Source organism: Nostoc sp. UIC 10607 (assembly GCF_047228265.1).
GTDB classification, from domain to species: Bacteria; Cyanobacteriota; Cyanobacteriia; order Cyanobacteriales; family Nostocaceae; genus Nostoc; species Nostoc foliaceum_A.
Genome location: NZ_JBIQNW010000078.1, coordinates 1 through 23,105, shown reverse-complemented (window position 1 = coordinate 23,105; position 23,105 = coordinate 1). Strand labels below are relative to the sequence as shown.

The window sequence follows — 23,105 nt, the reverse complement described above, 5'->3', positions numbered from 1 at the left end:
ACGCCTCGATTTCCGGCAACATCAGAATCGGGAATTTTTCGACTTGAAGGAGCCTGATCATGAGTCAAAGAGTAGTTAAGAGATTCTGTTCTTCTACAAGGGTAGCTCTAAAGCTAACTCATCGTCTCAAATCGAAAATCCAATTGGCTTACGAACTCTAAAGAATCTCCTTGGGCGATGAAAGCTGTTCATGGGCTAGAGCCTAAAATAGATGTGAAGAAATGTTTCTGTTAACGTCATCAAATTTAGCTTCAATACAAGGTTTATTCATCTGCTAAGTTAATGGCAGTCAAGCAATAACGTACCAGTCCGCCGTAGGCGTTAGTGCAGGTTATCGTAGATATCGCCTGTTGCATTGCAAATGGTATCACCATGCCAAAACATAACGATGAGTAAAAATCAAGAGACGGAAGTACGGATTATTTTCGTATTTTTATCTATTTCTTTGTCATTGCTGTTTGTGAGATAGTGGAAGCAATCCACAGTTCGCAGTTAAGCATGGTGCTTTTGGCAAGAATAGATCGGGTATTGTGTGGGAAATTAACGAAAATACAGAATTATGTCATCCGGGAAGTTGGTCGGAAACATCCAAATGTTTTTTCAAAGTGTAGGGGCAATCAGGAGTTTTGATTCCACTGGCGTAAGGTAATTTATAGGATGCCCAAATTTGCCACCGTAAAACATCGACTCCAATAGTTGAACTACCAAATTGTACTCGAGAGTCTTTGTCTGGGTTTTGTATAACATTTTTGATGATGGTATTTATCGCTTCTACCTTGAGATTATTTGGTATGCCCATTAGTAGTTTTGTAAGCCACTGTTTGATTTGTGGTGACTGTAGCCAGTCTTTGATTTGGTCATCAGTGGGAGTTAGGCGATTGAGTAATAGCGTGGGATTTTCGTTATCTTCATTAACTTGACTTTTGGGTTGAAAGAGTTGCTGAAAATTAGGATCCATGTTGGACATAAATTTGATTGTTTAAAAGAGAATATCTTTATTATAGATAAATGGGATAAATCCGATAATAGCTAATATCTTTTATCAAGATATTAAGATAAATAAATATAATAAAATTATTTATCCTTTGATACTAAATTATAAAGATTTGACTAATTAATTATGTTATAAATATTAAATAAGTTCCTTATGCAAGTATCAGATAAATACTATGCACCCAATAGAGTTTAAGAAGAAGTGGAAATTAAGTTATTGAGAGCTTGCCCTGGTTTTGGGGTACGAAAGTGAATACACTACCCGGAACTGGAATATGCCAGGAGAACATAAACGGAATCCTCAGAATGTTGTTCGCGTAGCTTGTCGTCTTTTAGATGAAAAGTGGGAACGGGAAGGAAAAGCGCTCAATTCTTATCTTTAACCAGTTTTTTGTGACCGCTAATATTTTTAAAAATGACACTCCCCCGCCACAAAAAAGGCGGGTATTTTATGTATAGTTAGAAGTTCCAAGAAGTTCTCAGAGTCATGGGGATAGGGAGGTTTACCTGGCAAAATGAAGAACTAACAAGACCAGAAGTTGCGGCGATGTTAAAGCCAAAGGTTTCTGCAAGACAACTACAAGCATATTTGAACATAGCTCGGAAGTACTTGCCAGAGTTCAAGAAGTTCACCAACAAAAAAACAGGTGGTCTAGATGGCTATGCAAAATTATACGAGTGTCACATTACAGTACTTCAGGAAATTCGCTCACTAGCTAGGGAACATACTTTAGCTGACATAGAAATTGAATTTCAACAACGAGCATTAAACAAGTCAGAAGTGGGAAGTTGGAAGTAGATTTTTTGTTACTTCCAACTTCGATAATAAGGTGATTTTTAGATTTTTCCTAGAACAACGAAAAAAGGAGTAATTGCCTTGACATCTAATAATTCTGTGCGAAGAACACAATCTCAAGTTCTTGCTAAGACACTCGCGGCGATTGGACGCAAGTATCAGCATCACATTTACGCGGCAGGTACGGCGACAATCATTGTCATGCAGTCAATGCCCTCTTATGGGTGGGGCTTGTTCGATTCGGCCCAGGTGGCAATGACTTGTATGTTCGGCGGCGCTGGCGGTATTGGTGGTGGTGCGGCTGGTGGTGCGGCTGGCGGCGCGGCTGCGATTCAAGCACTTCCGGCAGTTATAAATGCAACCATCACAGTGCTTTTGTTTGTATACTTTGTGGCTTCTGGGCTTAAGGTTGCCAACGGGATAGGAGAGGGGCAGGAAGTAACGCAGATGGTTCAACAGCCCGTAGGCGTGTTTTTCATAATCCTGGTGCTTTGGATTGCTCAAAGCATATTATTTAACGGCGTTACAGCCGCTTGCTAGTGATGAGCGAGTCTAATAAATCGCCCATCAAACGGGTGAATCAGTCACTTGGTCAAAATGCAACAATAGGGATTTTTACTGGCTTTCAGTTTGCAGTCGCCTTATTTATGTTTGGCGTGGGCTTCATCATAGCGATTATGTTTGGGGCGGGAATAGTTTGGGGACTGCTGGCTGGGGTTTGGTTGAGTGCCACGGTGATAGTTTTATCTGGCAAGCGTCCTTACTTGTTCTGGTCAAGAGTGTTCCCAAGCGTTCCAACTTTCACACGCGGCTATATCAGATATACTTCGCCCCAAAACAAAAAAAGGGCGGGTCACAAGAAAATGCCTAAGCTATGGTAAAAAGCAGTATTCGTAATCAAAAAATAGTACCCTTTGAAGACTTTTTAGACTTAGCAACTTTAGTAAAACTAAAAAAGGGTAACTATCAAATTGGAGCTTACTTGTTGAGTAAAAAACAAGTAAGCGACACTAACAACACCCTGCAATTAGTATTCGGATATGAATGCACTGGCTTTCACCCACTGTTTAATTCATCAGAGAGACTAGAGGCGATGGCCAAGGCTTTCGAGAACGGCTGTAAAGAGTTCTCCGAGGGTGAGAAATTCACCTTTCGTTGGTCTTCGTTTTGCGATGAAGACAAAGTGATTGAAAGCTATCGCCAGAGGCTAGCTAGCCCTGTATCTCCTGAGAGTGAGTTTCTTGATTGGGGGCAAGTTGCCCGAATGCAGGAACTCACACGTAACCATCAGCGCAAGGATATCAAGCTCAGTATTTACACAACTTTCACTGTCCGCCCAGGAGGAACCGAAGGAGGTGACGCGGTAGATAGAGCGATAGTTAAGCTGGCAAACTTTTTACAGCGCAAATTCACCCCAACAGGAGCGACCGAACTCACTCTTCAAAACTTAATTCAAGTTCTTGAAAAAGCGATAATTGTCTCTTTGCGCCATCAACAAATACTATCTGAGATGGGCTTGTTCCCCTCGCCAAAATCAGACAAGCAATTGTGGGGCGACCTAGTTGATAGAATGGGTGCGAAGGCTGTAAAAGTGCCCCATACCTTGGTTTATGATACTGGTGAATTAAGGGAAGAGATTAACGAAGCCGCGCCCAACCCATCGCGGTATAACGATCAATTACACGCTACATCCGTACTTCTGAATAACGGCATACCTCACGCTGATAGGCGCTGGGTATGCTTGCCGAATCAATGTGGTGACAAAAAGAAGTATATCGGCGTAATGACGCTTGCCCAAAAACCAGAGGTATTTGCTTCAACCTATCAGCAAGTACGCTTTTTATGGGACGTATTCTCACGCGAGGTTATTTATGATGTCGAGATAATAACAGAGATTAGCCCAGCCGATCAAAAAATGATTAGGCTTACTCAACAATTGATTACGAGGCGGTCAATAAATGCCTCCGCTAGCGCCAGCAAAAAGACTATTGACGTAGGAGCGCAAATTAATACGGAGCGGTCAGTCGATGCTCAGAAGCAGCTTTACACGGGTGATGTCCCGGAAAATGTAGCTGTCATAATCCTTGTTTATCGCAATTCTCCTTCCGAAATCGACGACGCTTGCAGGCTGATTTCAGGGTATATCAATCAGCCGGCTGAGTTGATTAGGGAAATGCAATATACATGGTCAATCTGGCTTGACACTTTGCTGTTGAGACAGCGACCGCAGCTGACTTTTCCTTTCAACAGACGTGCCACTTTCTTTGCCAGTGAAGTAATTGGTTTAACGCCAGTCATTCAAACAGCGCACGGCGATAAACAAGGTTTTGAATTAGTTGCTGACGAAGGTCAATCCTCGGTTCACATTGACCTATCAAAGCCGAAAAACATGATGGTAATCGGCACTACCGGGAGTGGGAAATCGGTAATAATTGCCTCTATTATTTATCAATGCTTGGCGTTGGGAATGTCAGTATTAATGATTGACTTACCAAATGATGATGGTTCAGGAACCTTTGGAGATTTCACGCCCTACTTTAATGGGTTTTATTTTGACATCTCTAAGGAATCAAACAACCTTGTGCAGCCTTTAGACTTATCAAATATTCCTGAGTCACAGTGGGAGGAGAGGACAAAAGCCCACAGAAATGATATTAATTTAATCGTTCTTCAACTAGTTTTAGGTACACAAAAGTTTGATGGGTTGCTAGCCCAAACTATTGAGTCTGTGATTCCGTTGGGTACAAAAGCCTTTTATGAAGATGCCGAAATCCAAGAGCGATTTGAATTAGCGCAAAAAGCCGGGATAAACACCCCAGAGTGGGCGAATACACCGACATTGGTAGATATGGAGAAATTCTTTTCTCCTGAGTGGATTTCGTTAGGCTATCAGGATGACAACGTAGAAAAAGCGTTAAATTATATTCGCTTGCGATTACAGTATTGGCAAGCAAGTAGTATTGGTAGCGCTATCTGCAAGCCTTCAACTTTTCAAGCCGATAGCCAGTTGATTACCTTTGCCCTCACTAATCTGCAATCAGGAAAGGACGCAGAGGTATTTGGGATGTCAGCATATATCGCCGCATCCCGTCAATCCCTCTCTTCGCCCAATAGTGTATTTTTTATGGATGAGGCTAGCGTATTGCTGGGATTTTCCGCATTATCGCGGCTTGCGGGTCGTAAATGCGCTACGGCTCGAAAGCAAGGCTGCCGAGTTTTTCTGGCAGCACAAGATATCATTTCTATTGCCAAATCCTCAGCAGGAGAACAAATATTACAAAATATGCCCTTGCGGTTGATTGGGCGGATTGTTCCAGGAGCGGCTAATAGTTTCTCTGAGTTGCTGGGCATCCCTAGAGAAATTATTGATAAAAACGAGAGTTTTATCCCAAATATTCAACAGCTATACACTTTGTGGCTGTTGGACTACAACAACAAATATGTTCGTTGCAGATATTATCCCTCGTATCCACTGTTGGCATTGGTTGCCAATAGCAGAGAAGAACAAGCTACGCGAGATAAATTTAAGAAAATTCACAGCGACAAGTTCACCTGGGTGGCAGAATTTTCTAAATATTATGTCGAGTGCATCAAACAGGGAAAACCATTATGAAGGTTCTATCATTACTCATTCATACGAAGCTATTGCTGGCAATACTCGCGGGTGTTTCGTCAATAGTAAGCTTTCAGGTTTGGCAATACAACCAAGCTCAATACGCAAAATTTATTAGCGATTCAAAGATAAATTGCGGTGTCGATATAGAATTAGGCGAAGATGCCGTCAAGCGCAGTCCTAGTCTAAGAGCATTGAAGTATCAGAATAAGCGCTTACGTGAACTAAGGCAGCCGTGGATTAGCTCTGAATCCGCCAGCCCAGGTGCTTATGTTATGCTTCTTCGCTCCCCTGCTTCTACCCTTCCGCCTAATGCTTTGCCCTTTGACGATCCTTTCTTTACCAGTTTGTTGAATAAAGAAGAGTCGCCTAAAACATTAATAGTTCGAGCCGCTTCTTTTGATTTAGCAAAAAAACAAGCGACCGTAAAATCTGACTGTACTAAAAAACCTTTCGTAGTAGCCCTGGAGGACTTGTATCTTGAATACCAACCGATTGATCGTGATCTCAGGCGTAGTGATTTTGATATCCTTTTCTAGCCTTCCAGCCAACGCTCAAACCAATCAAAACCAATCTTTCTTAACTCAATTTCAACAAATCTATAGCAGCTTGCAGACTTACATTAGTAATTATCAGAAAGAATTTACTAAAAGTTTGGGCAAATTAGAAGCTGAATTAACCCAGGCAATTGAATCTAGCGTTGGCGATTTGGGTATTCCTGATCCCCTAAAAGCTGGCAAGAATATCGAGAAAGTGATTCAGAAACAAGAAGGCGCGTTGCTGATATTAGACCCTCGCATTCAAGCCGACAATGCTATCAAGGATTGGAACCAGCAATATACACGCGGTCAGTCAGAATCAGTACTAGGAGTTGAGGGTCAACGAGTGCAATCGCAAGAGGCAGCAATAACTAATGATGCCACTGCTCAATCAAGCGAAAATGCTGCCGCCGCCCAACAGGATATTATTACCCAAGACATTCTTAAAAAGGTCGCTATTCAAAACTTGCAAAATGTTGTGATTGCCAAGTCTATCCACTCAGAGGCACAAAAGCAATCCCGTTCCTTGGCTGTTGCAAATATTAACCTTGCCGATATTTCAAGCAGGCTAGATGAGCAAGCTGCGGCGAAGGATCAGGAATCTAACGCCGCTACTCGCCAGATAATCCAATCTGCTGCCGCTAACGATTCATTCTGGAAGAATCAATAATCGAGTCACAATAACGTTACGATAACTCAAATGATAACGTTCTTAGTTATTCTTTTTGCCCAAACGACAGGGCAAAAAGCTGGAGAAGATACGGGCACTACGAATTCAGGCGAAATAGTCGAAGGCGCTATCTCAGGCGCAGACCTAATCTATAAATCGTTTGAGAATGATTGGCTAGAATTAGCATCTGGAACAAGCCCAATTTATACGGCTGTCGTCGCTGTTTCTACCCTCGCGGCTGTTGTGATGATTGGCTTTGCATCATTTGGCTGGTACAGGAAGTATGCAGAAGAAGGGTTTGGCTTTGATTTTATCTCTGAGATGGTTTTACCCTTGCTAGTAATTGCAATGCTTAGTAATAATGGGTTCCTTCTCGCCAATGCAACAGTCGCTTTGAGAAACGTTTCAACTGGGCTAAATAGGAGTATTTTAAGTATTACGAGAAATGGAGTAAACCTGAGAGATGCGATACGGAATGTTAATGCTGATCAAAGCTTTGTTTTAGCCGCACAATTAGCTATAGCTAATTGCGAGAAGAAAAGAGAAAAAAAGCAGGAAGGTGAAGAATTGAGCGAGAAACAAGCTTGCATTAAAGATGCTGTGGAAAATGCACGAAAAGACGCACAGAAAGCTAGAGAAAAGACTGGCGCGGGTTCTGGAGTCGGAAGTTGGAACCCTTTAGACCTTAGTGGCGAACTAATCAATAGCGCAATCCAAGGTTTTGTTTACGTAATTCTCAGTGGACTATCAGCAGCTTTTCAATACATCGTCCAACTGTCATTCTTAATGATTGCATTCGCTGCCCCAATTTTCCTAGTTCTATCTTTACTGCCTTTCCAAAGCAAGCCTATTTATGCTTGGTTGGCTGGCTGGTTAGGGCTAACACTGGTTCTCATTTCGTACTCGATAACTGTAGGTATTATTGCCAGCGCGATAGTCTCCAAGCCTTCCAACAATCCTTTGCTATTGCAACTACTGCAAGCCATTTTCTCGCCATTACTCGCGGTAGCCATAGGTACTGGTGGCGGAATGGCTGTATTTTCAGCTTTCACTAGTGGGGTTAAATTCTCGGTGGGGTTAAGGAGATGAATTTATTAGAGAGAAAAGAGCTAAATTTCACCCCAATTTTCTTAATAGTCAATGCGGTTTTATTAACCCTTTTATTATTCATAGAAATTGTCAATTTTGCTCGGATAGGCACAATTTCTAAAACGAAAGCTTCGACCTTGGTAGAATTGTCTGACGGCGAATCTATTAGAGTTATTCCTATAGGCAGCTTGGAGCGATCGCCCCAAGCTATTACGTATTTTGTCGGGCAGACAATGACCAAGCTCTTGAGTTGGAATGCTCTACCAAAGCCAACCGATGATTACAAGATAGACCCCACCAAACAATTAAAATTAGATGCTGGGGTAGCAACATCAAAAGCCAAGATTACTACTAGCACATGGGCTTCCGGCTTTGCTCTATCAGAAGATTTTCGCGCACCATTCCTTGAGGAGATAAGTAATCTTACGCCGCCCGATGTCTTTAATGGGTCTACGCAATCAATTCTAAAAGTCAGCCTAATCAGTCAGCCGACTCGGATTAAGGATGGGCAATGGAAAGTAGATATGGTTGCAGAGATTGTCGTTTTCCAAGGCAGTAATTTAGTTGGTAAGCCCATCTCTTTTAACAAAACTGTATTCGTCAGGGCGATTGATACGGCTGCCATTCCTAGATTTGCATCCCAGGTTCAAGAAACCGCTTCTCGCGTTCGGAAAGCTGGGCTGGAAATTTATAAAATCCAAGATTTAGACCTATGATCCAAAATCAGGAACCCTTAGCGTCAGCAACTATTGAGATAGAGTCGCAAGATTTTGCCGCCATGAACGGGGCTAAAACCTCTTCGATTAATGATTCAATTCAACCAGAACAGAACCCCGCACCAGAGGAAATCGTTACCACTCGAACAGTCTCACAGTCTCCACTCTTAAAAATGGGCGTTGTTGCCCTGATTTGCTCTCTCTTTGTAATAATCATTGGGGCTTTAATCGGTAATTCAATGAATGTGCTGAAGTTTTCCAGTAATAAAGTGCAGCCAACCCTAGAAGAGCAAACGCCCCTAGCAGAGGCGGAAAATGAGACAGGTAAGGATAAAACAGCGCTTGCTCTGACTAGCCAAAATTACGAGTTAAAGCAGATTCGCGATCGCTTGCCTAGCCCAACGCCAACGCCAAGCGCAACCTTAGCCCCAGCCCCAATCGCACCCGTTACCCCTCCGATGCAACCAGTGCAGCGCCGACAACGTTCTTACCCAGTCGCCAGTCAGCCGACAGCGCCCTTCACTTTCCCCCAGGCTAGAGTATCTATTCCCCAGCCTCGACCCCAGCCCCAGCCCAAAATTGCCCAGCCGATCAGACAATCTCCTTTGGCGTTCCCAACGGCTGCAACCAACGCCCCCACCAAAGACCCCACTCAGCAATGGCTTCTCGCTGCAAACGCTGGCAGTTTCAGGAGTTCAGGCGATGAGTCACTTGGCGAGTCACCTACCAAGACTACTGGAATTGAAGGAGGTACGGGAGGAGCTACACAAGTCGCCCAGAACACTAGCATTAATTACAACGCTCTTCGCGTACTCGTTGGCAGCACCGCAGAGGGTAGGCTAGAAACGCCGATTGCTTGGGGTACTGGTGACGCTGGCAACCAGAACTACTTGGTGAAACTAACAAAACCCTTAAAAGCCTCAGATGGTAGCACATCGCTACCTGTGGGCGCTTATCTGGTTGTTCAACTAGCAGAGTCCAATGGTTCTGGTCTTGCCAAACTGCGCGGCGTTTCAGTATTAGTGAACTCCAATGGCGATACCCAAGAGAAACCGCTACCACCAAATGCTGTTTTGATAATGGCCAAGGATGGTGGTTTCTTAAAAGCAGAGTCTCGCAAAGGTAGCAATCTGGGTAACAATTTCATTTCTGCGATCGTCTCTGGCGTTGCCAAGGCTGCCGAAGTACAGAATCGCCCTGTAACTCAAATTAGTACGAACTCTAATGGCTTCTCGACTAGCTCAACTACCAACGATAAAAAAGATTTATCCGCAGCTTTTGGAGAGGGTGCATTTAATAGCATTCTCGACAATATCAAAAGCTCAAATGTCGCCCGCTCTCAACAGTTAAGCGGTAGAGAAGAAGTGTTTGTGATCGATGCTGGTAAGTCAGTTCAAATATTCGTTAATCAAACAATATCGTTATGAGGGAACTCTTAACAGGGAACAGGAAAAACTCATGATTTTTAAACATGAGAGTAAAAATGGAAAAATGTTAAAGGAAACCACTATTCTTGCAGCATTTTTAATCTTAACTAGCGCGGCAAAAGCAACGGCGATACCTGCCCGAACGGTTTACGAGAATGATGCAAACTCTAACGCTATTGAATTAAAGGTGTGGAGGGGCTACGGATTAACTATTAATTTAATGTCTACTGGGGAAACTATCAAGCAAGTTTGGATTGGAGATCCAAGTCGCTTCGCATTTACATCAAATGGTGGTTTATGCCCAAAACAGAGCGGTGATTCTGACTGCGCGGGAGGTAAAGCGACTGTAATCTTTCTTCGTCAGATTGACCCGATTAACTTTCCTGTTACTTCTAGCAGTAATGGAAGTACTCAAATTACAGTGCTTACTAATGAAAAGCAATATCAATTTAAGATAGTCCCCGCTAGTGGCAACCCAGCTTACACGAGCTTGGTGATTAAATCTGACTCGGATCGCCCATTGCCCATTACCCGTCCGCGAACGCCACTTCCCTTAACAGTTGAAAAGCCGCAACCAACGCCGCCAGTAGTCCAGCAGCCCTCTCCACCACCACAACAAAACATAGTAGTTCCGCCGCCTCAATCTGTTGCCGTTTTACGCCCCAATCCTGGGACTACACTAAGCGGTGCAATTCAGAGGAACGATGCTAATGCTCTCGCTTTTGGGCTAGCAGAAGCTGGGCGCAAAGGTCAAGTTAAACCCGGATCTACCACCTGGAACAAGGTGCAAGATGCTATCAAACTATTACGGCGTGGCAAGACAAGAGATGAGGCAATTTCACTTTCTCAGGTCGATAAAACTACTTTTGATCAATTACTTGAATGGGGGCGGTTGTGAACAATTTTCTAAATATATTCGCCAAGAATTAGGCGATTTTCTGGATTCGTGTAGGTGCGAAGGTGAGTTATGGATGTTTCCACCAATCGGCTATTTGCTGCTTTTGACTACTCTTTTGGCTGTGGGTCAGACAAAGCTTGGTCCTGCAACAACCTACTTAAAATTGCTGTTACCCGTGCCCTTTGCAACGTTAACTGTATTGCAAATAAACCAGTACAGAAAATCCAAAAAGCTGTTAGCACCAACAGGAAACGTAGAGCTACAGCAAGACAAAAGTGGATGCGAGAGTTGTGCCTATTTTCATGGGCGACAATACGACCAAGAAATCCTAATATGCACGGTACATCCACGCGGCTCCAATCAAGAACAATGTCCCGATTACTTTAACAAAAATCATGAAACTTAAGCCTTTTCTACTGGCTGCAATAGCTTCTCTAGTTCCGCTTTCCGCCTCAGTCGCACAGACACCAACAATTGATTATTCACAAGGCTTGTACAAGACGGCTGCCCCCGACTGGTCGAAAATCACATGGGATACTTTGCCACCCGTTCAACAGCCAGGATTTTTAACAATCCCTAAAAACCTGATTTCAGTTTTTGGATACGATCCCTCGCGTTCGTGGACAGCAGGGCAAAAAGTAGATTCTGTTGTGATGTTGGGCGATGCAGATGATGCCTTTAAGATGTCTGCCTTGAGCTTAAAGGCCATTGGCACGGTGGCTTTGCCCACTACAGCCACAACCACCAAACCCACCCTCAAAGACTTTGAATTAATGCAATGGCAAACGCCAAAAACATTAGTTAAAGCAATGCCTGAATTAAGCAATTTGAGCCTATCAGAAGTTTCCCCATTAGCGGCTCTATTTTCTAGGAATGGTGCTGGACTGGGTAGCAGCACTATTTCTCAAGCCATAGCCTCAAATCCTCAAGCCGCAAACCTGACACTAGATAAGATAGACCTAAGCAAATATTCGCTTGATTCAATTCCTGGGTTGGACAAAACTCAATTAGGGAAATTCAAATCATGGCAGCAAGCTTATGTCAATCAAATTCCTAAATTAAGTCAAGTGCCCTTTGATAAAATGCCTCAGCCTATTAGCTCTGGGATAGACGTTGTGGGTATCGCGTCGGTTGTACTTGGTACGGCTGAAAAAGGCGATGCAAGGGCTGGGAATGATTACTTTGTGTCTGGCAGCGTTGTCAGAGGCGACCGCACTGAAGAGGTCGCCTGTCCTCCTGACAAGGAATGCTCATACTTAGAAATGGGGGATTTTGCTGGCGAACAAGGAGGCTTGTATGGTAAGCGTTGGGCATCTGGTTCATCCCAACAAGTCAAGGGTGGTTATGGAATTCTAGCCGCCGTTAATGGGGGCAAGGAACCCACAGGGCGACTAGTGTATGGTAGTGGGTTCAAAGTGGCGTTAACTGGAGTTAATGAATCCCTTGGGACTGCCGACTTTGGCTTGTTCTTTAGGATCTGTGCGCGACCGCCATTCCAGCAAAAAACTTGTACCCCTTACTTCATTGGGCCAGTTCCCTGGTTGCCCGTGAGTGAGAATGATTTGGTTATCGTGGGCACTGGACGATGACCAAAACCGCAAACACTATTGTTAGCCCAAATCAATTTATTCCCCCAGGTATTGAATCGGCTCTGTTATCCCCCGCAGGTTTAGGGGTACTCGCTTGTGGCGCAGTGATTGTAATCGCCAAAATCATCGATAGTAGGGGAGGTATTGCCAAGCTAGCGACAGCGCGGTGGGGCGGGACAAGAGAGAAAACAGCGGCTCGGAAATTGGCGTGTAAACAAATCCAGCAACGCTTGCATAACCGAGTATCACTGTATGTGGGAACTCCCAAGAATACAACGAGCGAGGTTATTAATGGTGTCCGTAGAACTTGCATCCCTGAAGATTCAACAACCCTTTATTTTCCAGAGGCACAGCGAGGCATCCTAGTTTGTGGTGGCCCAGGGAGTGGAAAGTCATTTTCAATGATTAATCCCCTGATTCGCTCTGTAATTGATCAGGGCTTACCTCTGGCTTTATATGATTTCAAATATGCCTCCCAGGAATCAGCTGATTCTCCATCTAAAGGGCAAGCTCCAATACTTGCAGGGTATGCGATAGAACGCGGTTATCAGGTTACTGTGCTTGCCCCAGGCTTTGCTTCTTCAGCAGTTGCCAACCCTATAGACTTTCTTCGCAGTAATGAAGACTCAGAAATGGCACGGCAGCTTGCGATTACACTCAATCGCAATTTCCAACTCGGTGATAAAGATTCTGGAAATAGCTTCTTTACTAACGCTGGCGATCAGTTAGTCCAAGCCGTCTTTATGCTGGCAAAGGGCACAGAGTATCCAGATATCATGATGTGCCAAGCAATCCTGGGTTTGCCAAAGTTAGTTAAGCGCATTGAGCAAGCAGAAAATCTAAACTTCATGGTTAGAGAGGCTTTCGCACAGTTTGTATCTGTTGCAGGGTCGCCAGAAACAGCAGCTAGTATTGTGGGTACAGCTAGCGGATTGTTCAGCCGTTTTATGGTTCCCTCTGCCTTAGCAGCATTCTGTGGAAAAACTAATATTCCACTGGATTTGAAGGGACGGCAGATGGTGATTTTCGGGATGAACAAAGAAAAGCGTGATGTAATTGCCCCTTTGCTTGTCTCGATTCTGCATTTATTAGTTAGTCGGAATGTAGCTAACAAACGTACTTGTCCAATTGTTTTAGGGATTGACGAGTTGCCCACCCTTTATTTACCCGCGCTCGTTGATTGGCTGAATCAGAATCGGGAAGATGGATTGGTATCAATACTGGGATTACAAAATCTCTCAATGCTGATTGAATCCTATGGTGAAAACACAACTAATGCAATATTTGGTGGTTGTGCTACCAAAGCATTCTTTAACCCCCAAGATGATGTCGCCGCCGAACGATTTAGTAAGTTTTTAGGTGAAGAGGAAATTAAATACAAGCAACGTTCTCGCTCATCAGGAGGCAAGGGTGGTGCAAGCATTTCTAATTCTGACCAAAACAGTACTCGCAAGTTATTTGATGTCAATCAATTTAACACCTTACCATCAGGAAAAGCAGTAATTATTAGTCCAGGTTTTCGTTCTCGTGGACAGATAAGTTTGCCAATCTTGCAATCAATTAAGATTCCTCAGCATGAAATCCAATCTGAAGCTGACAGTGTAAAAGCTTGGTACGAGTTTCAAAAGTTTTTATCTAAAGAGTCTACTCTCTTAACTCCAGCAGATGAAGAAATGAAAATTCGCCGAGCCTCCGCGATAAAATTGTTACCTTTAATAGAAAACCAAGAGCAGTTATCAGAATATGCAAGTCTGATTTAAAGTGAAATTTCCTGCCCTTAATAGTCAACCCCTTCGGGGAATTCAAAATTCAAAATTATTAATTCAAAATTAAAGACAAGACGCTCTCTACGAGACGCTGCGCGAACGTGGACTCGCTTGCCGCCGGCGCTATCAGTGGGGGCTTGAACCCACCACTGATTGTAGACCACTTAATTTTATTCAGTGGGGGCAAGAACCAAGCGAATTAATTAATTCAAAATTATTCTTATTCTTCCTAAGAGAATTTTGAATTTTGAATTTCATTAAATGGTCATCACAAATATTCAGGATAAATACCATGTCGTCACGCGATTTTTACTCACTTAATGATTATGACAGACGAGAAATTGCAAAACTTCCACCTCAGATAGCAGCTTTAGCAGATAAATATCCATGTGAGATTGTAAATGTTGTCGATGCTTGGGACGATGAGCCTTTTGGGATTAATTATGTTCCTCAATATGTTGAAATTTATAGCGATGCGGGCGAAAAGGCTAGCTTGTGTATTTTAGACGGGGTTCTCACTGACTATACACCTGCTAATCCAGAAATTAATACCTCAACTGTCCAAGTAATCATTGATGGCAAGTTTGCTTATATCGAAATTGAAGGAAGGGTAATAATCAATCATTTGGGCGGAATAATTCTCCCCAAAGTAACTGTCAATCCTTCGGAGTTAATTCAAGTTTTACTAAAGGAATCAAATCATGATTGATGATGGAGATGCCAAAGAAATTAAACGTGACTACTTGGATATTCTAGAAGCCCTACTTAAAAATATTCAGCAAAAAGCAAAATCAAAAGAAATACCGACTAGCAACGATATAAGTATTTATGCTGGTGGAAAGCAGGTATATAAAGGACTTGTCGGACAATCACCATCTAAAAATTTATTGACTTCCGAACAACTAGAGAATATTAACCTAGCGATAACTGACCCCAAAAATTCTCAAGGTACTATCTCGATAAAGATTGGTAAATCTGAAGTTTTTCGCGTTCAAAATGGACGGATAACCAATGATTTATTAGGTTTAGCTCCCCCGTCACAGCCAAATAAAGTTGTAACGAAGGAGCGAATTTACAGTGTAGAAGCTTTGCAAAAACAAGTGAAAGTTTTACAAAGTAAACTTCAAGCACAGCAAAAGCTTGTTGACAGTATCAAAGAGACGCAACAAACGCCCGAATCGCTGTCAAAGTTAATTGACCAAGTTGCCGAAATGGGTAAATCTTTGGAGAAACAACAGCAGTTGATTGAAAATACCCAAAAAGTGTTGTCCCAGGTGAATGAACGTTCTTTACCACAAGTTCAAAATACGGTTCTTCAAAATTGGGTAGGTACGGTTGAGAACAAGGTAAAACAAACTGCTAAGAATGTTTTTGAGCGGGTTAAAGATGCGCTAACACCTGAAGTTACCAAGCTCAGAAACGAAATTGCTTTACTCAAATCTCAAATTAATGAACAAATTACTAGCTTCAAGGATGAAGTGAAATATCAGACTGGCAGTGTAAGAAATGAACTCAATCAACAAGTTGGTAACTTAACTCAAGAGTTACGTACACAAGCAGATGGTGTTAAAAACACTGTTGAGCAAAGCCTTATGGGTGTTAAGTCAGCTATTGACAATACTCGAACTGAACTACGAGTTGCTGTTGATGATGTTAAAGGTCAAGCTATCGAGCAAAGTGTTAAAGCACTGCTGAATATCTTGGGCAAAGATAACCCTGATGGTTCCAAGAGTTTTAAAAGTACTGAATGAGTTAATGGAAATATCTGATAACTGATAACTGATAACTGATAAGTTAGCGCCGAAACCGGATTTGCTCCCCGTTATCATCTGATTGTTGAGGGTTTATTTTCAATCTCTTCAGAATCGATGGTTTGTCATCTCTAATCAGTTGCCTAACGATGTTCATTTTCTCCTCAAAATTCAACACTTTTGCATCAGTTGTAACACTCGTAAATAACTCACTGACTTTTGCTCCTGTTACCTTTTCACCTTTGACATATTTTCCTACTTCCATAACTACTTCTGCCAATCTTTTAAGATCTAAACCCTGAATCATCTGTTTGAGATGCAACTTTAATTCTGCTAGTAATGTTTTAGCTAAGGTTGATTCAGTAGCTGATTGTTCAACAGAGTTAGAGGTGGATAAAATAGCTCTCTTCTCTGCATGAGATTGCAACTCAGCCGTAACCGCTTCATCAAAGTCATTAAATACAGTTTGAGCTTCAACTAACTGCTGATGAGATCGAGAAAGTTGCTCTGTTAAGCCTAATATTGTTTGGGTTAAAGCAGACTCGATAGCTGATTGCTCAATATAATCAGAGATTGACAGAATGGCTTTCTTCTCTGCATGTGATTGTAACTCTTGAGTCAAGGCTGTTTCAAAGTCACTGAATGTAGTCTTAGATGCAAGAAGTTGTTGATGAGATCGAGAAAGTTGCTCTGTTAAGCCTAATATTGTTTGGGTTAAAGCAGACTCGATAGCTGATTGCTCAATATAATCAGAGATTGACAGAATGGCTTTCTTCTCTGCATGTGATTGTAACTCTTGAGTCAAGGCTGTTTCAAAGTCACTGAATGTAGTCTTAGATGCAAGAAGTTGTTGATGAGATCGAGAAAGTTGCTCTGTTAAGCCTAATATTGTTTGGGTTAAAGCAGACTCGATAGCTGATTGCTCAATATAATCAGAGATTGACAGAATGGCTTTCTTCTCTGCATGGGATTGTAACTCTTGAGTCAAGGCTGTTTCAAAGTCACTGAATGTAGTCTTAGATGCAAGAAGTTGTTGATGAGACTGAGAAAGTTGCTCTGTCAATCCTAATACTGCTTGGTTTAAAGCAGACTCGACAGCTGATTGCTCAATATAATCAGAGATTGACAGAATGGCTTTCTTCTCTGCATGAGATTGTAACTCTTGAGTCAAGGCTGTTTCAAAGTCACTGAATGTAGTCTTAGATGCAAGAAGTTGTTGATGAGATCGAGAAAGTTGCTCTGTTAAGCCTAATATTGTTTGGGTTAAAGCAGACTCGATAGCTGATTGCTCAATATAATCAGAGATTGACAGAATGGCTTTCTTCTCTGCATGAGATTGTAACTCTTGAGTCAAGGCTGTTTCAAAGTCACTGAATGTAGTCTTAGATGCAAGAAGTTGTTGATGAGATCGAGAAAGTTGCTCTGTTAAGCCTAATATTGTTTGGGTTAAAGCAGACTCGATAGCTGATTGCTCAATATAATCAGAGATTGACAGAATGGCTTTCTTCTCTGCATGAGATTGTAACTCTTGAGTCAAGGCTGTTTCAAAGTCACTGAATGTAGTCTTAGATGCAAGAAGTTGTTGATGAGATTGAAAAAGTTGCTCTGTTAATCCTAATATTGTTTGGGTTAAAGCAGACTCGACAGCTGATTGCTCAATATAATCAGAGATTGACAGAATGGCTTTCTTCTCTGCATGAGATTGTAACTCAGCCGTCAATACTGTTTCAAAGTCACTGAATGTAGTCTTAGATGCAAGAAGTTGTTGATGAGACTGAGAAAGTTGCTCTGTCAATCCTAATATTGTTTGGGTTAAAGCAGACTCGACAGCTGATTGCTCAATATAATCAGAGATTGTATTTAAGAGTTGTCTGGTGGCTGGTTGTGAAGAATGGACATAATTTGCTTCTCTATTAAAAATTGTTGAATCTTGTCCGTTAATTTGTCTTGAGAGTTTCTCTGTTCGTTGACCTCGAAGCCCATCATCTGTAGAGCTTTGGTTAATTCCTGCAATATCGTCTCCATGCTCGAAGACTTTTTCGAGTTCAGCATCTCGGTTAATTGCTGCAAGAAGTTCGACTGATTCGCGCTCATTTCGATTAGGTTCTCGGCTTGGCTCGTTTCTAAGAACTCGATTTTCTGGGTCAATTGCTGGCTGTTGGTTTGTAACTGCTCGATTTTTTGGGTCAATTGCTCTATCTTCTCGGTTAGGAACTGTATCTGAGTTAGGTTGTTGTCGTTGGTTAAAGTCATGGGTTTGTACCTGTGGTTTATTTTGTAAAAGATAGGGAACAGGCAATGGGGAACAGGCAACAGTTTTTTCTATTTCCTCTTCCCTGTGTGTTGGTAAGAGATCCAATTTGTCATTCCCTGTTACCCGTTCCCTATTGCCTGTTTCCTCAAGTTGTATAGAACGTTGTTCTGGTATCGGCTTACGCAAAGGTGGAAAAGCCGCAGTCTTTGAATGCTGATTCTGCTGTTGCCAGTCCCGAAAGGTTGGAGCAAGATGACTCAATTTCTCGTAAGGGAGTGGCCCATTTGCGAAGATGAAATCATCAACACCTTTGTCTGGGCCTGGCAAGTTGATGACTTTTACTCTTGCTCTAGCTTCTTGTAACAATCTTCCAGTTACGGAAATATCTCGTTCGATATGGAGCTTAGTTTCGGGCTTGGTTTCGTAGTCAAAGCAGAACTTGAAAATTCTCCCTTGTGTGGCGAAAACGGCTAACTCTTCATGAAGATAGGACTTACCGATTTTTTTGCCAAACTCGTCTTTTGGAGAGCGATATCCTGCTGAAATTCCAGGTAGCCCAATGGTAGCGTGACCCTGACTCAACAGGCTGGCCGCTTTTTTGGCTCCCTCTGCGATCGCACACGGTAAATTATATTTCCATACACAGTACCAAAATCCCGATTTGCGCTCCTGCTGGGTGGGGTTAACTTTATGTTTGGAGTAAATGCGTTCGGCAATATCTTCAGAGACATTGAGCAAGAATATACTTAATTCAACCTTTGGGGGATGCTCATATTTAATGAATTTCCCTTCAATTATCTGGTTCTCCTCATCTTTTTTGGGTCTAGGTGTGTTCGGCTTGTAACATCCCCATCTTTTAATTGCAGGTTTATCACCTGGTGTTAAATCAGCAAATGAACGCGCATCAACTCCAGCATCACACCACCAACCACCAGCATCAAGGTGAGAATAGGCTTTGATTAACCCTTCACTAAGTCGCCCCGTATTTGTACGATTAAGTTTTTCACTAACCATCAGCCTTTCCCAAGCCTCATGCTCACCACCTGCATAGTTGAACTGAAGGCTTTCAAAGTTTAGCGCTGCAATTTCTGGGTGAATGGCACTTGATTCAAACTCTTGCCAGTGCTTTGATTCAATAAAATTAGGTACTTCTTCTTGCTTTTGAGGTATCCAAAATGCTTCTGTTGGGGCAGCAGTCTTTAATACTGGTTTTTCAAAAGCAGGAGGTTGTTTCTCGGTTGGTAATAATTCTTTCTTTTTAAGTTTGACTACAGGCTTTTGATCTGAATTTTCCTTTACAACTATTGGTGTTTCTTCCTTTAATACTGGTAAGGAAACTTGCTCTGTGGTTAGCGGTTGAGCTTTCAGTACAGGCTCTGCTATTGCAACTTCAAGTTTTACTATCGGCTCATTAGCTCTTGGACTGACCGAGGCAGTTTTCGCCTGAATTCGTTCCACTTTTAAGGAATTCATCAGCAATTCTAAGGCGTTATCTTTGGCTTTAGACTCTTGCGCCAGTTCCAGCAATTCTGATTTGTCTTTAGTATAAAGTTTGACGTTATGCCTAGCTCGACTAATCGCCACATAAAAACTTTCTTGCCCAATGGTGTGATCTGCCGCAATCAAGGCTAGGTCAGTGGTTTTACCTTGGCTACTATAGATTGTGCTGACAAGGGCATAGTCCAGGTTTTGCGCCTGTTTAAGGTTAATAGTTTCAGTTCGATTGCTATCTAAATACTGAATTTGGGCGGAATCTCCCTCAATCGCCGTGACTATAAACTCTTGTCCATTTCGCCTTTGTAACTGTCGGTCATTTTTCTTCCATTGCAAGCGATCGCCTACGGCAATCTCAATTTCATCACGTTGGTAAACAGCTTTGTCAAAATTGGGATCTACTTCTAACTGCTTTCCATCGTCTGCTTTCAAAATTAATCGGTCGATGTTCTTGCCCACGACTTCATACAGCTTACCTTTTTCTAAACCCCGGCGTTTGTAGTTGCGCGTTGGCATTACGACATTACCTAGTTCAAAGTTATGGGTATAGCGCAGCTGCACTTTGGTCAAGTTTAGAGCTTGCAACTGGGTAATGTTTGCAGTTGCCCCTAAACTCCCCTCCTGCTTTAGCTTGCCTCGAATTGCTTGGGTAAGTGCCAACTTCTCTACATTTGTGCCAGCAAGTATCAATGTTCGCGCTCGTTGCTCTTTCGCTAATCCTATATAGTCAGCAGCAATTATCTCTCTTGTAGTATCGGGTGATACTTCCTGAATACTGCCTATTGCCGATAGTTGCTTAAATCCCGCTTCTACTCTCCCGTCTGCAATTAGGTCTACTGCAATCTTGAGATCCGGGTTACGCTGCCTATTTGATTGGTTTAAGTGCGCGGTCTTGATGCCAGCTTGTTGCAAGGATTTGAATGGGCTTCCAGCTTCGACAGCCGATAATTGCTTGGTATCGCCAACTAGTAATAGTCTTGCTCCAAGAAGTGTCGCTCTTTCTAATAGGGCATGAGCATCTTTGGCACTAAGTAAACCTGCCTCATCCACAATCCAAATCTGATTTAATTCAAGTCGGGGTGCTGGCTCAGACACCAATAAACTGGCTACAGTCTCGCCTTGTATACCTAGCTCCTCACTTAACACTTTAGCCGCCATTGATGAAGGGGCAAAAGCTTTGATTGTATAGCCTTGGGCTAGTGCGATCGCGTTTAATTCCTTGAGGGCGAAAGTCTTACCAGCACCAGCTACCCCTTGCCACGCAATGAATTGGTCTGTTGTCGTTGCAGCTAGACTAACTGCCTGCTGCTGCCCAAAGTTTAGTGAGGTTTTCTCTAAAAGGCTTGAAGCTACAAGTGTTTGCAGTATCGGATTAACTGCCCCAATTCTTGACTGCATCAACTCAATCGTCGCTAGTTCTCTTTTTACTGCCGTCCATGTTGTATATTGTCTTTCCATTCCCGGCAGAACGATTAACTCTTGATGCTCCTTGATTAATGGCTCAAGTGCATTTACATCAGTGAAAAGTCTTTCAGAAAGGATAAACTTTTCTAAATCTTCAAGCTTAAAGGCAACATTCCTTTCGCTACAATGAGCGATTGCTTCCAGCACTGCGCTTCGCGCAATCGCCTCTGCCAACGCATCTTCAAGACCTTGCTTTGAAACTGAATTTTGTACTACTTGACTATTTGGCTCAGAAGGCTTGATGAAACTGATGCCCAGTGCCGCAGCTTCTGACTTCCAGAATGCTTTTAACTCCTGCTCTGAAATCTTTTGCTTGCGCTGCCGAGTACTATCCCAGATTTTCTCACGCTCTGCCCAAGTCGAGTTAACCCCAACTTTGGCAATGATTTGCTGCCGCCGTTTTGAGAACGCCTCTAAATCTTGTTCTTTAAAACCTTTAATCTCAAATTGTCCATGTTTTCTGAGTTCTACCTCATACCCTAGTTTCTGGACTTCTGCCGCTAGATAGCTCTGGTATGCCATCCCCAGGAATTTCTTGTTAGCAAATATCTCACTATTCACCAAACTCATCCACTGACCATCATTAGCTTGCGTCGTATTCATGACTAAGCAGTGGGTGTGCAGATGTGGATCTAAATCCCGACTCTCGATGTGGTCAAACTGCGCGACCACCAAGTTACCCGTGTTTACCCTGTGCCTACCGTTGTTTTGTGTCACCCTCGTTATGGCATAACGCCTTTCCATCAGCCCGATCACTTCCTTTGATGCTTGATGGTGCGCGGCGATTAATCTTGAATCCCCACCGACCAACGCCATTAGGCTCACACTCTTGGGCGCAGAGAATGTACAGTCTAGTGCTGCCCTGCGTTCTTTGGGTTTTAACACCCTGGCATTAAGTTGCTCACTGCCATCAGGCGATAACCCTTCGATTACATTTTTAAAAGCTTCTTCATCATCGATTGCCCCTGATAACCCAAGTTTCTCAGCACCTAGTCCACTCCAGCGCGACTTGCCGTGGTGGTAGTAGTTTTTGACGAAGTACTTCACCGCCATCTCTGAGGAAACGTTAGCTGCTGTTAGCATTTCATCTCAACTCCATTTATAAGTTGAGAGCTACATATCCCCAAGAAACTCTGTGTATTTCCTCTGATGGCTAAATAATCACTATTCCAATCACTGTTGCGGTCATTGTTCATCACCAACATCAAACAAAATTTTGTTCGATGCCGAGTGAAGAAATTTTGGTAAAACTTTGACGACAACAATTTTTTTATTTTCTAACTCTGATGATATTAAATATAGCCTATTATTCGGAAAACTTTCCGCCAAATATGGCGTATTGTGCGTCACAAAAAGATGGATTCCAAGGCTTGTGCCCTCTAAAGCATGTTTAAAATTAGTAGGAAAATATGGGGATAAATCGGGTGACTTCCGAGAAGTTCCGGGAACTTCCGGGAACTATTGGGTTTTATTAAGCTAATGATAATTGCTTATTAGATAATGTTTAATATGTAATAACATCAGCGATGAATTTGAATTTGTGGAGTGGGATATTGGGATAAATTGGGATAAATTGATGAGAATTAGTGAGGATTGGTGAGGATTGGAAACTTAGGCGATTTGCCAGAAAACGCACAAATTAGTGAAATAAAAGTGCAATTGTAATGATTCATAATTTTTATTTACAAAAGCTGAAATCATTACGGTATATGCGCTTTAGCCTTTTAGGAATAATTCTTGATAAAGGGTCAAAAACAGGGAGAAAATTTCTTGTGGATTTAATGTTGAGTCTTGATCCAGGAACTTCAATGACGAAGATGGTTTATCGTGTTCTGGAGAAGATGTCTTTTAAACCAGAATTGCTGTGTATGGAGCCAGAGTTAGTTAAGATTTCTAGAGACTCGCTCTCTTTATATGAGTCTGGGCAAATTAATCGGCCGAATCCAGAAAATGAGGCTTGGATAGAGTACAACGGAGAGTATTATGCGGTTGGGTTTTTGGCCCAAAAGTATTTTGAAGCGCGAATCAATTTTTTAGAACTCAAGT

General features: G+C 42.5%; 17 protein-coding genes and 1 pseudogene. 16 read left to right on the top strand and 2 right to left on the bottom strand.

Annotation, left to right across the window (positions count from 1 at the left end):
• Window positions 1-562 precede the first annotated feature (562 nt).
• Complete coding sequence (locus ACEYW6_RS32065) at window positions 563-967, bottom strand: hypothetical protein (RefSeq protein WP_412982966.1); 405 nt, start codon at window positions 965-967, stop codon at window positions 563-565.
• Between the two features lie 513 nt (window positions 968-1,480).
• Between ACEYW6_RS32065 and ACEYW6_RS32060 the strand changes: the two genes are divergently transcribed.
• From ACEYW6_RS32060 to ACEYW6_RS31990, 15 genes are all read left to right on the top strand, one after another.
• On the top strand, window positions 1,481-1,792 hold the full coding sequence (locus ACEYW6_RS32060) for a hypothetical protein (RefSeq protein ID WP_292720564.1): 312 nt from the start codon (window positions 1,481-1,483) through the stop codon (window positions 1,790-1,792).
• Between the two features lie 78 nt (window positions 1,793-1,870).
• The gene (locus ACEYW6_RS32055; RefSeq protein ID WP_412982965.1) at window positions 1,871-2,329 is read left to right on the top strand and encodes a hypothetical protein; all 459 of its coding nucleotides are present in this window, start codon (window positions 1,871-1,873) and stop codon (window positions 2,327-2,329) included.
• Window positions 2,330-2,331: 2 nt separating this feature from the next.
• Window positions 2,332-2,670, top strand: a complete 339-nt coding sequence (locus tag ACEYW6_RS32050) for a hypothetical protein (protein ID WP_412982964.1) — start codon at window positions 2,332-2,334, stop codon at window positions 2,668-2,670.
• Window positions 2,664-5,402: an AAA family ATPase gene (locus ACEYW6_RS32045; RefSeq protein WP_412982963.1), complete on the top strand. Its 2,739-nt coding sequence runs from the start codon at window positions 2,664-2,666 to the stop codon at window positions 5,400-5,402. Before ACEYW6_RS32050 ends, ACEYW6_RS32045 begins: the two co-directional genes overlap by 7 nt.
• Entirely contained in the window at window positions 5,399-5,941 is a 543-nt protein-coding gene (locus ACEYW6_RS32040; protein ID WP_412982962.1) for a hypothetical protein, read from the top strand. The genes ACEYW6_RS32045 and ACEYW6_RS32040 overlap by 4 nt, the downstream gene beginning before the upstream one ends.
• Window positions 5,919-6,611: a hypothetical protein gene (locus tag ACEYW6_RS32035; RefSeq protein ID WP_412982961.1), complete on the top strand. Its 693-nt coding sequence runs from the start codon at window positions 5,919-5,921 to the stop codon at window positions 6,609-6,611. The genes ACEYW6_RS32040 and ACEYW6_RS32035 overlap by 23 nt, the downstream gene beginning before the upstream one ends.
• 30 nt (window positions 6,612-6,641) lie before the next feature.
• Entirely contained in the window at window positions 6,642-7,700 is a 1,059-nt protein-coding gene (locus ACEYW6_RS32030; RefSeq protein WP_412982960.1) for a hypothetical protein, read from the top strand.
• Window positions 7,697-8,416, top strand: coding sequence for a hypothetical protein (locus tag ACEYW6_RS32025; protein ID WP_412982959.1), 720 nt, complete (start codon window positions 7,697-7,699; stop codon window positions 8,414-8,416). The genes ACEYW6_RS32030 and ACEYW6_RS32025 overlap by 4 nt, the downstream gene beginning before the upstream one ends.
• Window positions 8,413-9,843, top strand: coding sequence for a hypothetical protein (locus tag ACEYW6_RS32020; protein ID WP_412982958.1), 1,431 nt, complete (start codon window positions 8,413-8,415; stop codon window positions 9,841-9,843). The genes ACEYW6_RS32025 and ACEYW6_RS32020 overlap by 4 nt, the downstream gene beginning before the upstream one ends.
• Window positions 9,844-9,874: 31 nt before the next feature.
• The gene (locus ACEYW6_RS32015; RefSeq protein ID WP_412982957.1) at window positions 9,875-10,741 is read left to right on the top strand and encodes a hypothetical protein; all 867 of its coding nucleotides are present in this window, start codon (window positions 9,875-9,877) and stop codon (window positions 10,739-10,741) included.
• A 73-nt stretch (window positions 10,742-10,814) separates the two neighbouring features.
• A complete protein-coding gene (locus tag ACEYW6_RS32010) occupies window positions 10,815-11,147 on the top strand; it encodes a hypothetical protein (RefSeq protein ID WP_412982956.1) in 333 nt (110 codons plus the stop codon).
• Window positions 11,137-12,330, top strand: coding sequence for a hypothetical protein (locus tag ACEYW6_RS32005; RefSeq protein ID WP_412982955.1), 1,194 nt, complete (start codon window positions 11,137-11,139; stop codon window positions 12,328-12,330). The genes ACEYW6_RS32010 and ACEYW6_RS32005 overlap by 11 nt, the downstream gene beginning before the upstream one ends.
• A complete protein-coding gene (locus ACEYW6_RS32000; protein WP_412982954.1) occupies window positions 12,327-14,090 on the top strand; it encodes a type IV secretory system conjugative DNA transfer family protein in 1,764 nt (587 codons plus the stop codon). The genes ACEYW6_RS32005 and ACEYW6_RS32000 overlap by 4 nt, the downstream gene beginning before the upstream one ends.
• Before the next feature lie 298 nt (window positions 14,091-14,388).
• On the top strand, window positions 14,389-14,805 hold the full coding sequence (locus ACEYW6_RS31995; RefSeq protein ID WP_292824606.1) for a hypothetical protein: 417 nt from the start codon (window positions 14,389-14,391) through the stop codon (window positions 14,803-14,805).
• Complete coding sequence (locus ACEYW6_RS31990) at window positions 14,798-15,847, top strand: hypothetical protein (protein WP_412982953.1); 1,050 nt, start codon at window positions 14,798-14,800, stop codon at window positions 15,845-15,847. Before ACEYW6_RS31995 ends, ACEYW6_RS31990 begins: the two co-directional genes overlap by 8 nt.
• Before the next feature lie 43 nt (window positions 15,848-15,890).
• On the opposite strand, the gene mobF is transcribed toward ACEYW6_RS31990, so the two are convergent.
• Window positions 15,891-22,142 carry a MobF family relaxase gene (gene mobF / locus ACEYW6_RS31985; protein ID WP_412982952.1) on the bottom strand — a complete coding sequence of 2,084 codons (6,252 nt, stop codon included), beginning with the start codon at window positions 22,140-22,142 and terminating at the stop codon, window positions 15,891-15,893.
• A 581-nt stretch (window positions 22,143-22,723) separates the two neighbouring features.
• On the opposite strand from mobF, the pseudogene ACEYW6_RS31980 reads away from it, so the two are divergent.
• Window positions 22,724-23,105, top strand: a pseudogene (locus ACEYW6_RS31980) (hypothetical protein); the annotation flags it as partial.

Excerpts from the sequence above, each read along its gene's own strand:
- ACEYW6_RS32045 (WP_412982963.1), top strand. The coding sequence starts at position 2,664 with ATGGTAAAAAGCAGTATTCGTAATCAAAAAATAGTACCCTTTGAAGAC.
- ACEYW6_RS32015 (WP_412982957.1), top strand. The coding sequence starts at position 9,875 with ATGATTTTTAAACATGAGAGTAAAAATGGAAAAATGTTAAAGGAAACC.
- ACEYW6_RS32040 (WP_412982962.1), top strand. The coding sequence starts at position 5,399 with ATGAAGGTTCTATCATTACTCATTCATACGAAGCTATTGCTGGCAATA.
- ACEYW6_RS32020 (WP_412982958.1), top strand. The coding sequence starts at position 8,413 with ATGATCCAAAATCAGGAACCCTTAGCGTCAGCAACTATTGAGATAGAG.
- ACEYW6_RS32010 (WP_412982956.1), top strand. The coding sequence starts at position 10,815 with ATGTTTCCACCAATCGGCTATTTGCTGCTTTTGACTACTCTTTTGGCT.
- mobF (WP_412982952.1), bottom strand. The coding sequence starts at position 22,142 with ATGCTAACAGCAGCTAACGTTTCCTCAGAGATGGCGGTGAAGTACTTC.
- ACEYW6_RS32025 (WP_412982959.1), top strand. The coding sequence starts at position 7,697 with ATGAATTTATTAGAGAGAAAAGAGCTAAATTTCACCCCAATTTTCTTA.
- ACEYW6_RS32065 (WP_412982966.1), bottom strand. The coding sequence starts at position 967 with ATGTCCAACATGGATCCTAATTTTCAGCAACTCTTTCAACCCAAAAGT.
- ACEYW6_RS32005 (WP_412982955.1), top strand. The coding sequence starts at position 11,137 with ATGAAACTTAAGCCTTTTCTACTGGCTGCAATAGCTTCTCTAGTTCCG.
- ACEYW6_RS32050 (WP_412982964.1), top strand. The coding sequence starts at position 2,332 with ATGAGCGAGTCTAATAAATCGCCCATCAAACGGGTGAATCAGTCACTT.
- ACEYW6_RS32060 (WP_292720564.1), top strand. The coding sequence starts at position 1,481 with ATGGGGATAGGGAGGTTTACCTGGCAAAATGAAGAACTAACAAGACCA.
- ACEYW6_RS32000 (WP_412982954.1), top strand. The coding sequence starts at position 12,327 with ATGACCAAAACCGCAAACACTATTGTTAGCCCAAATCAATTTATTCCC.
- ACEYW6_RS31990 (WP_412982953.1), top strand. The coding sequence starts at position 14,798 with ATGATTGATGATGGAGATGCCAAAGAAATTAAACGTGACTACTTGGAT.
- ACEYW6_RS32030 (WP_412982960.1), top strand. The coding sequence starts at position 6,642 with ATGATAACGTTCTTAGTTATTCTTTTTGCCCAAACGACAGGGCAAAAA.
- ACEYW6_RS31995 (WP_292824606.1), top strand. The coding sequence starts at position 14,389 with ATGTCGTCACGCGATTTTTACTCACTTAATGATTATGACAGACGAGAA.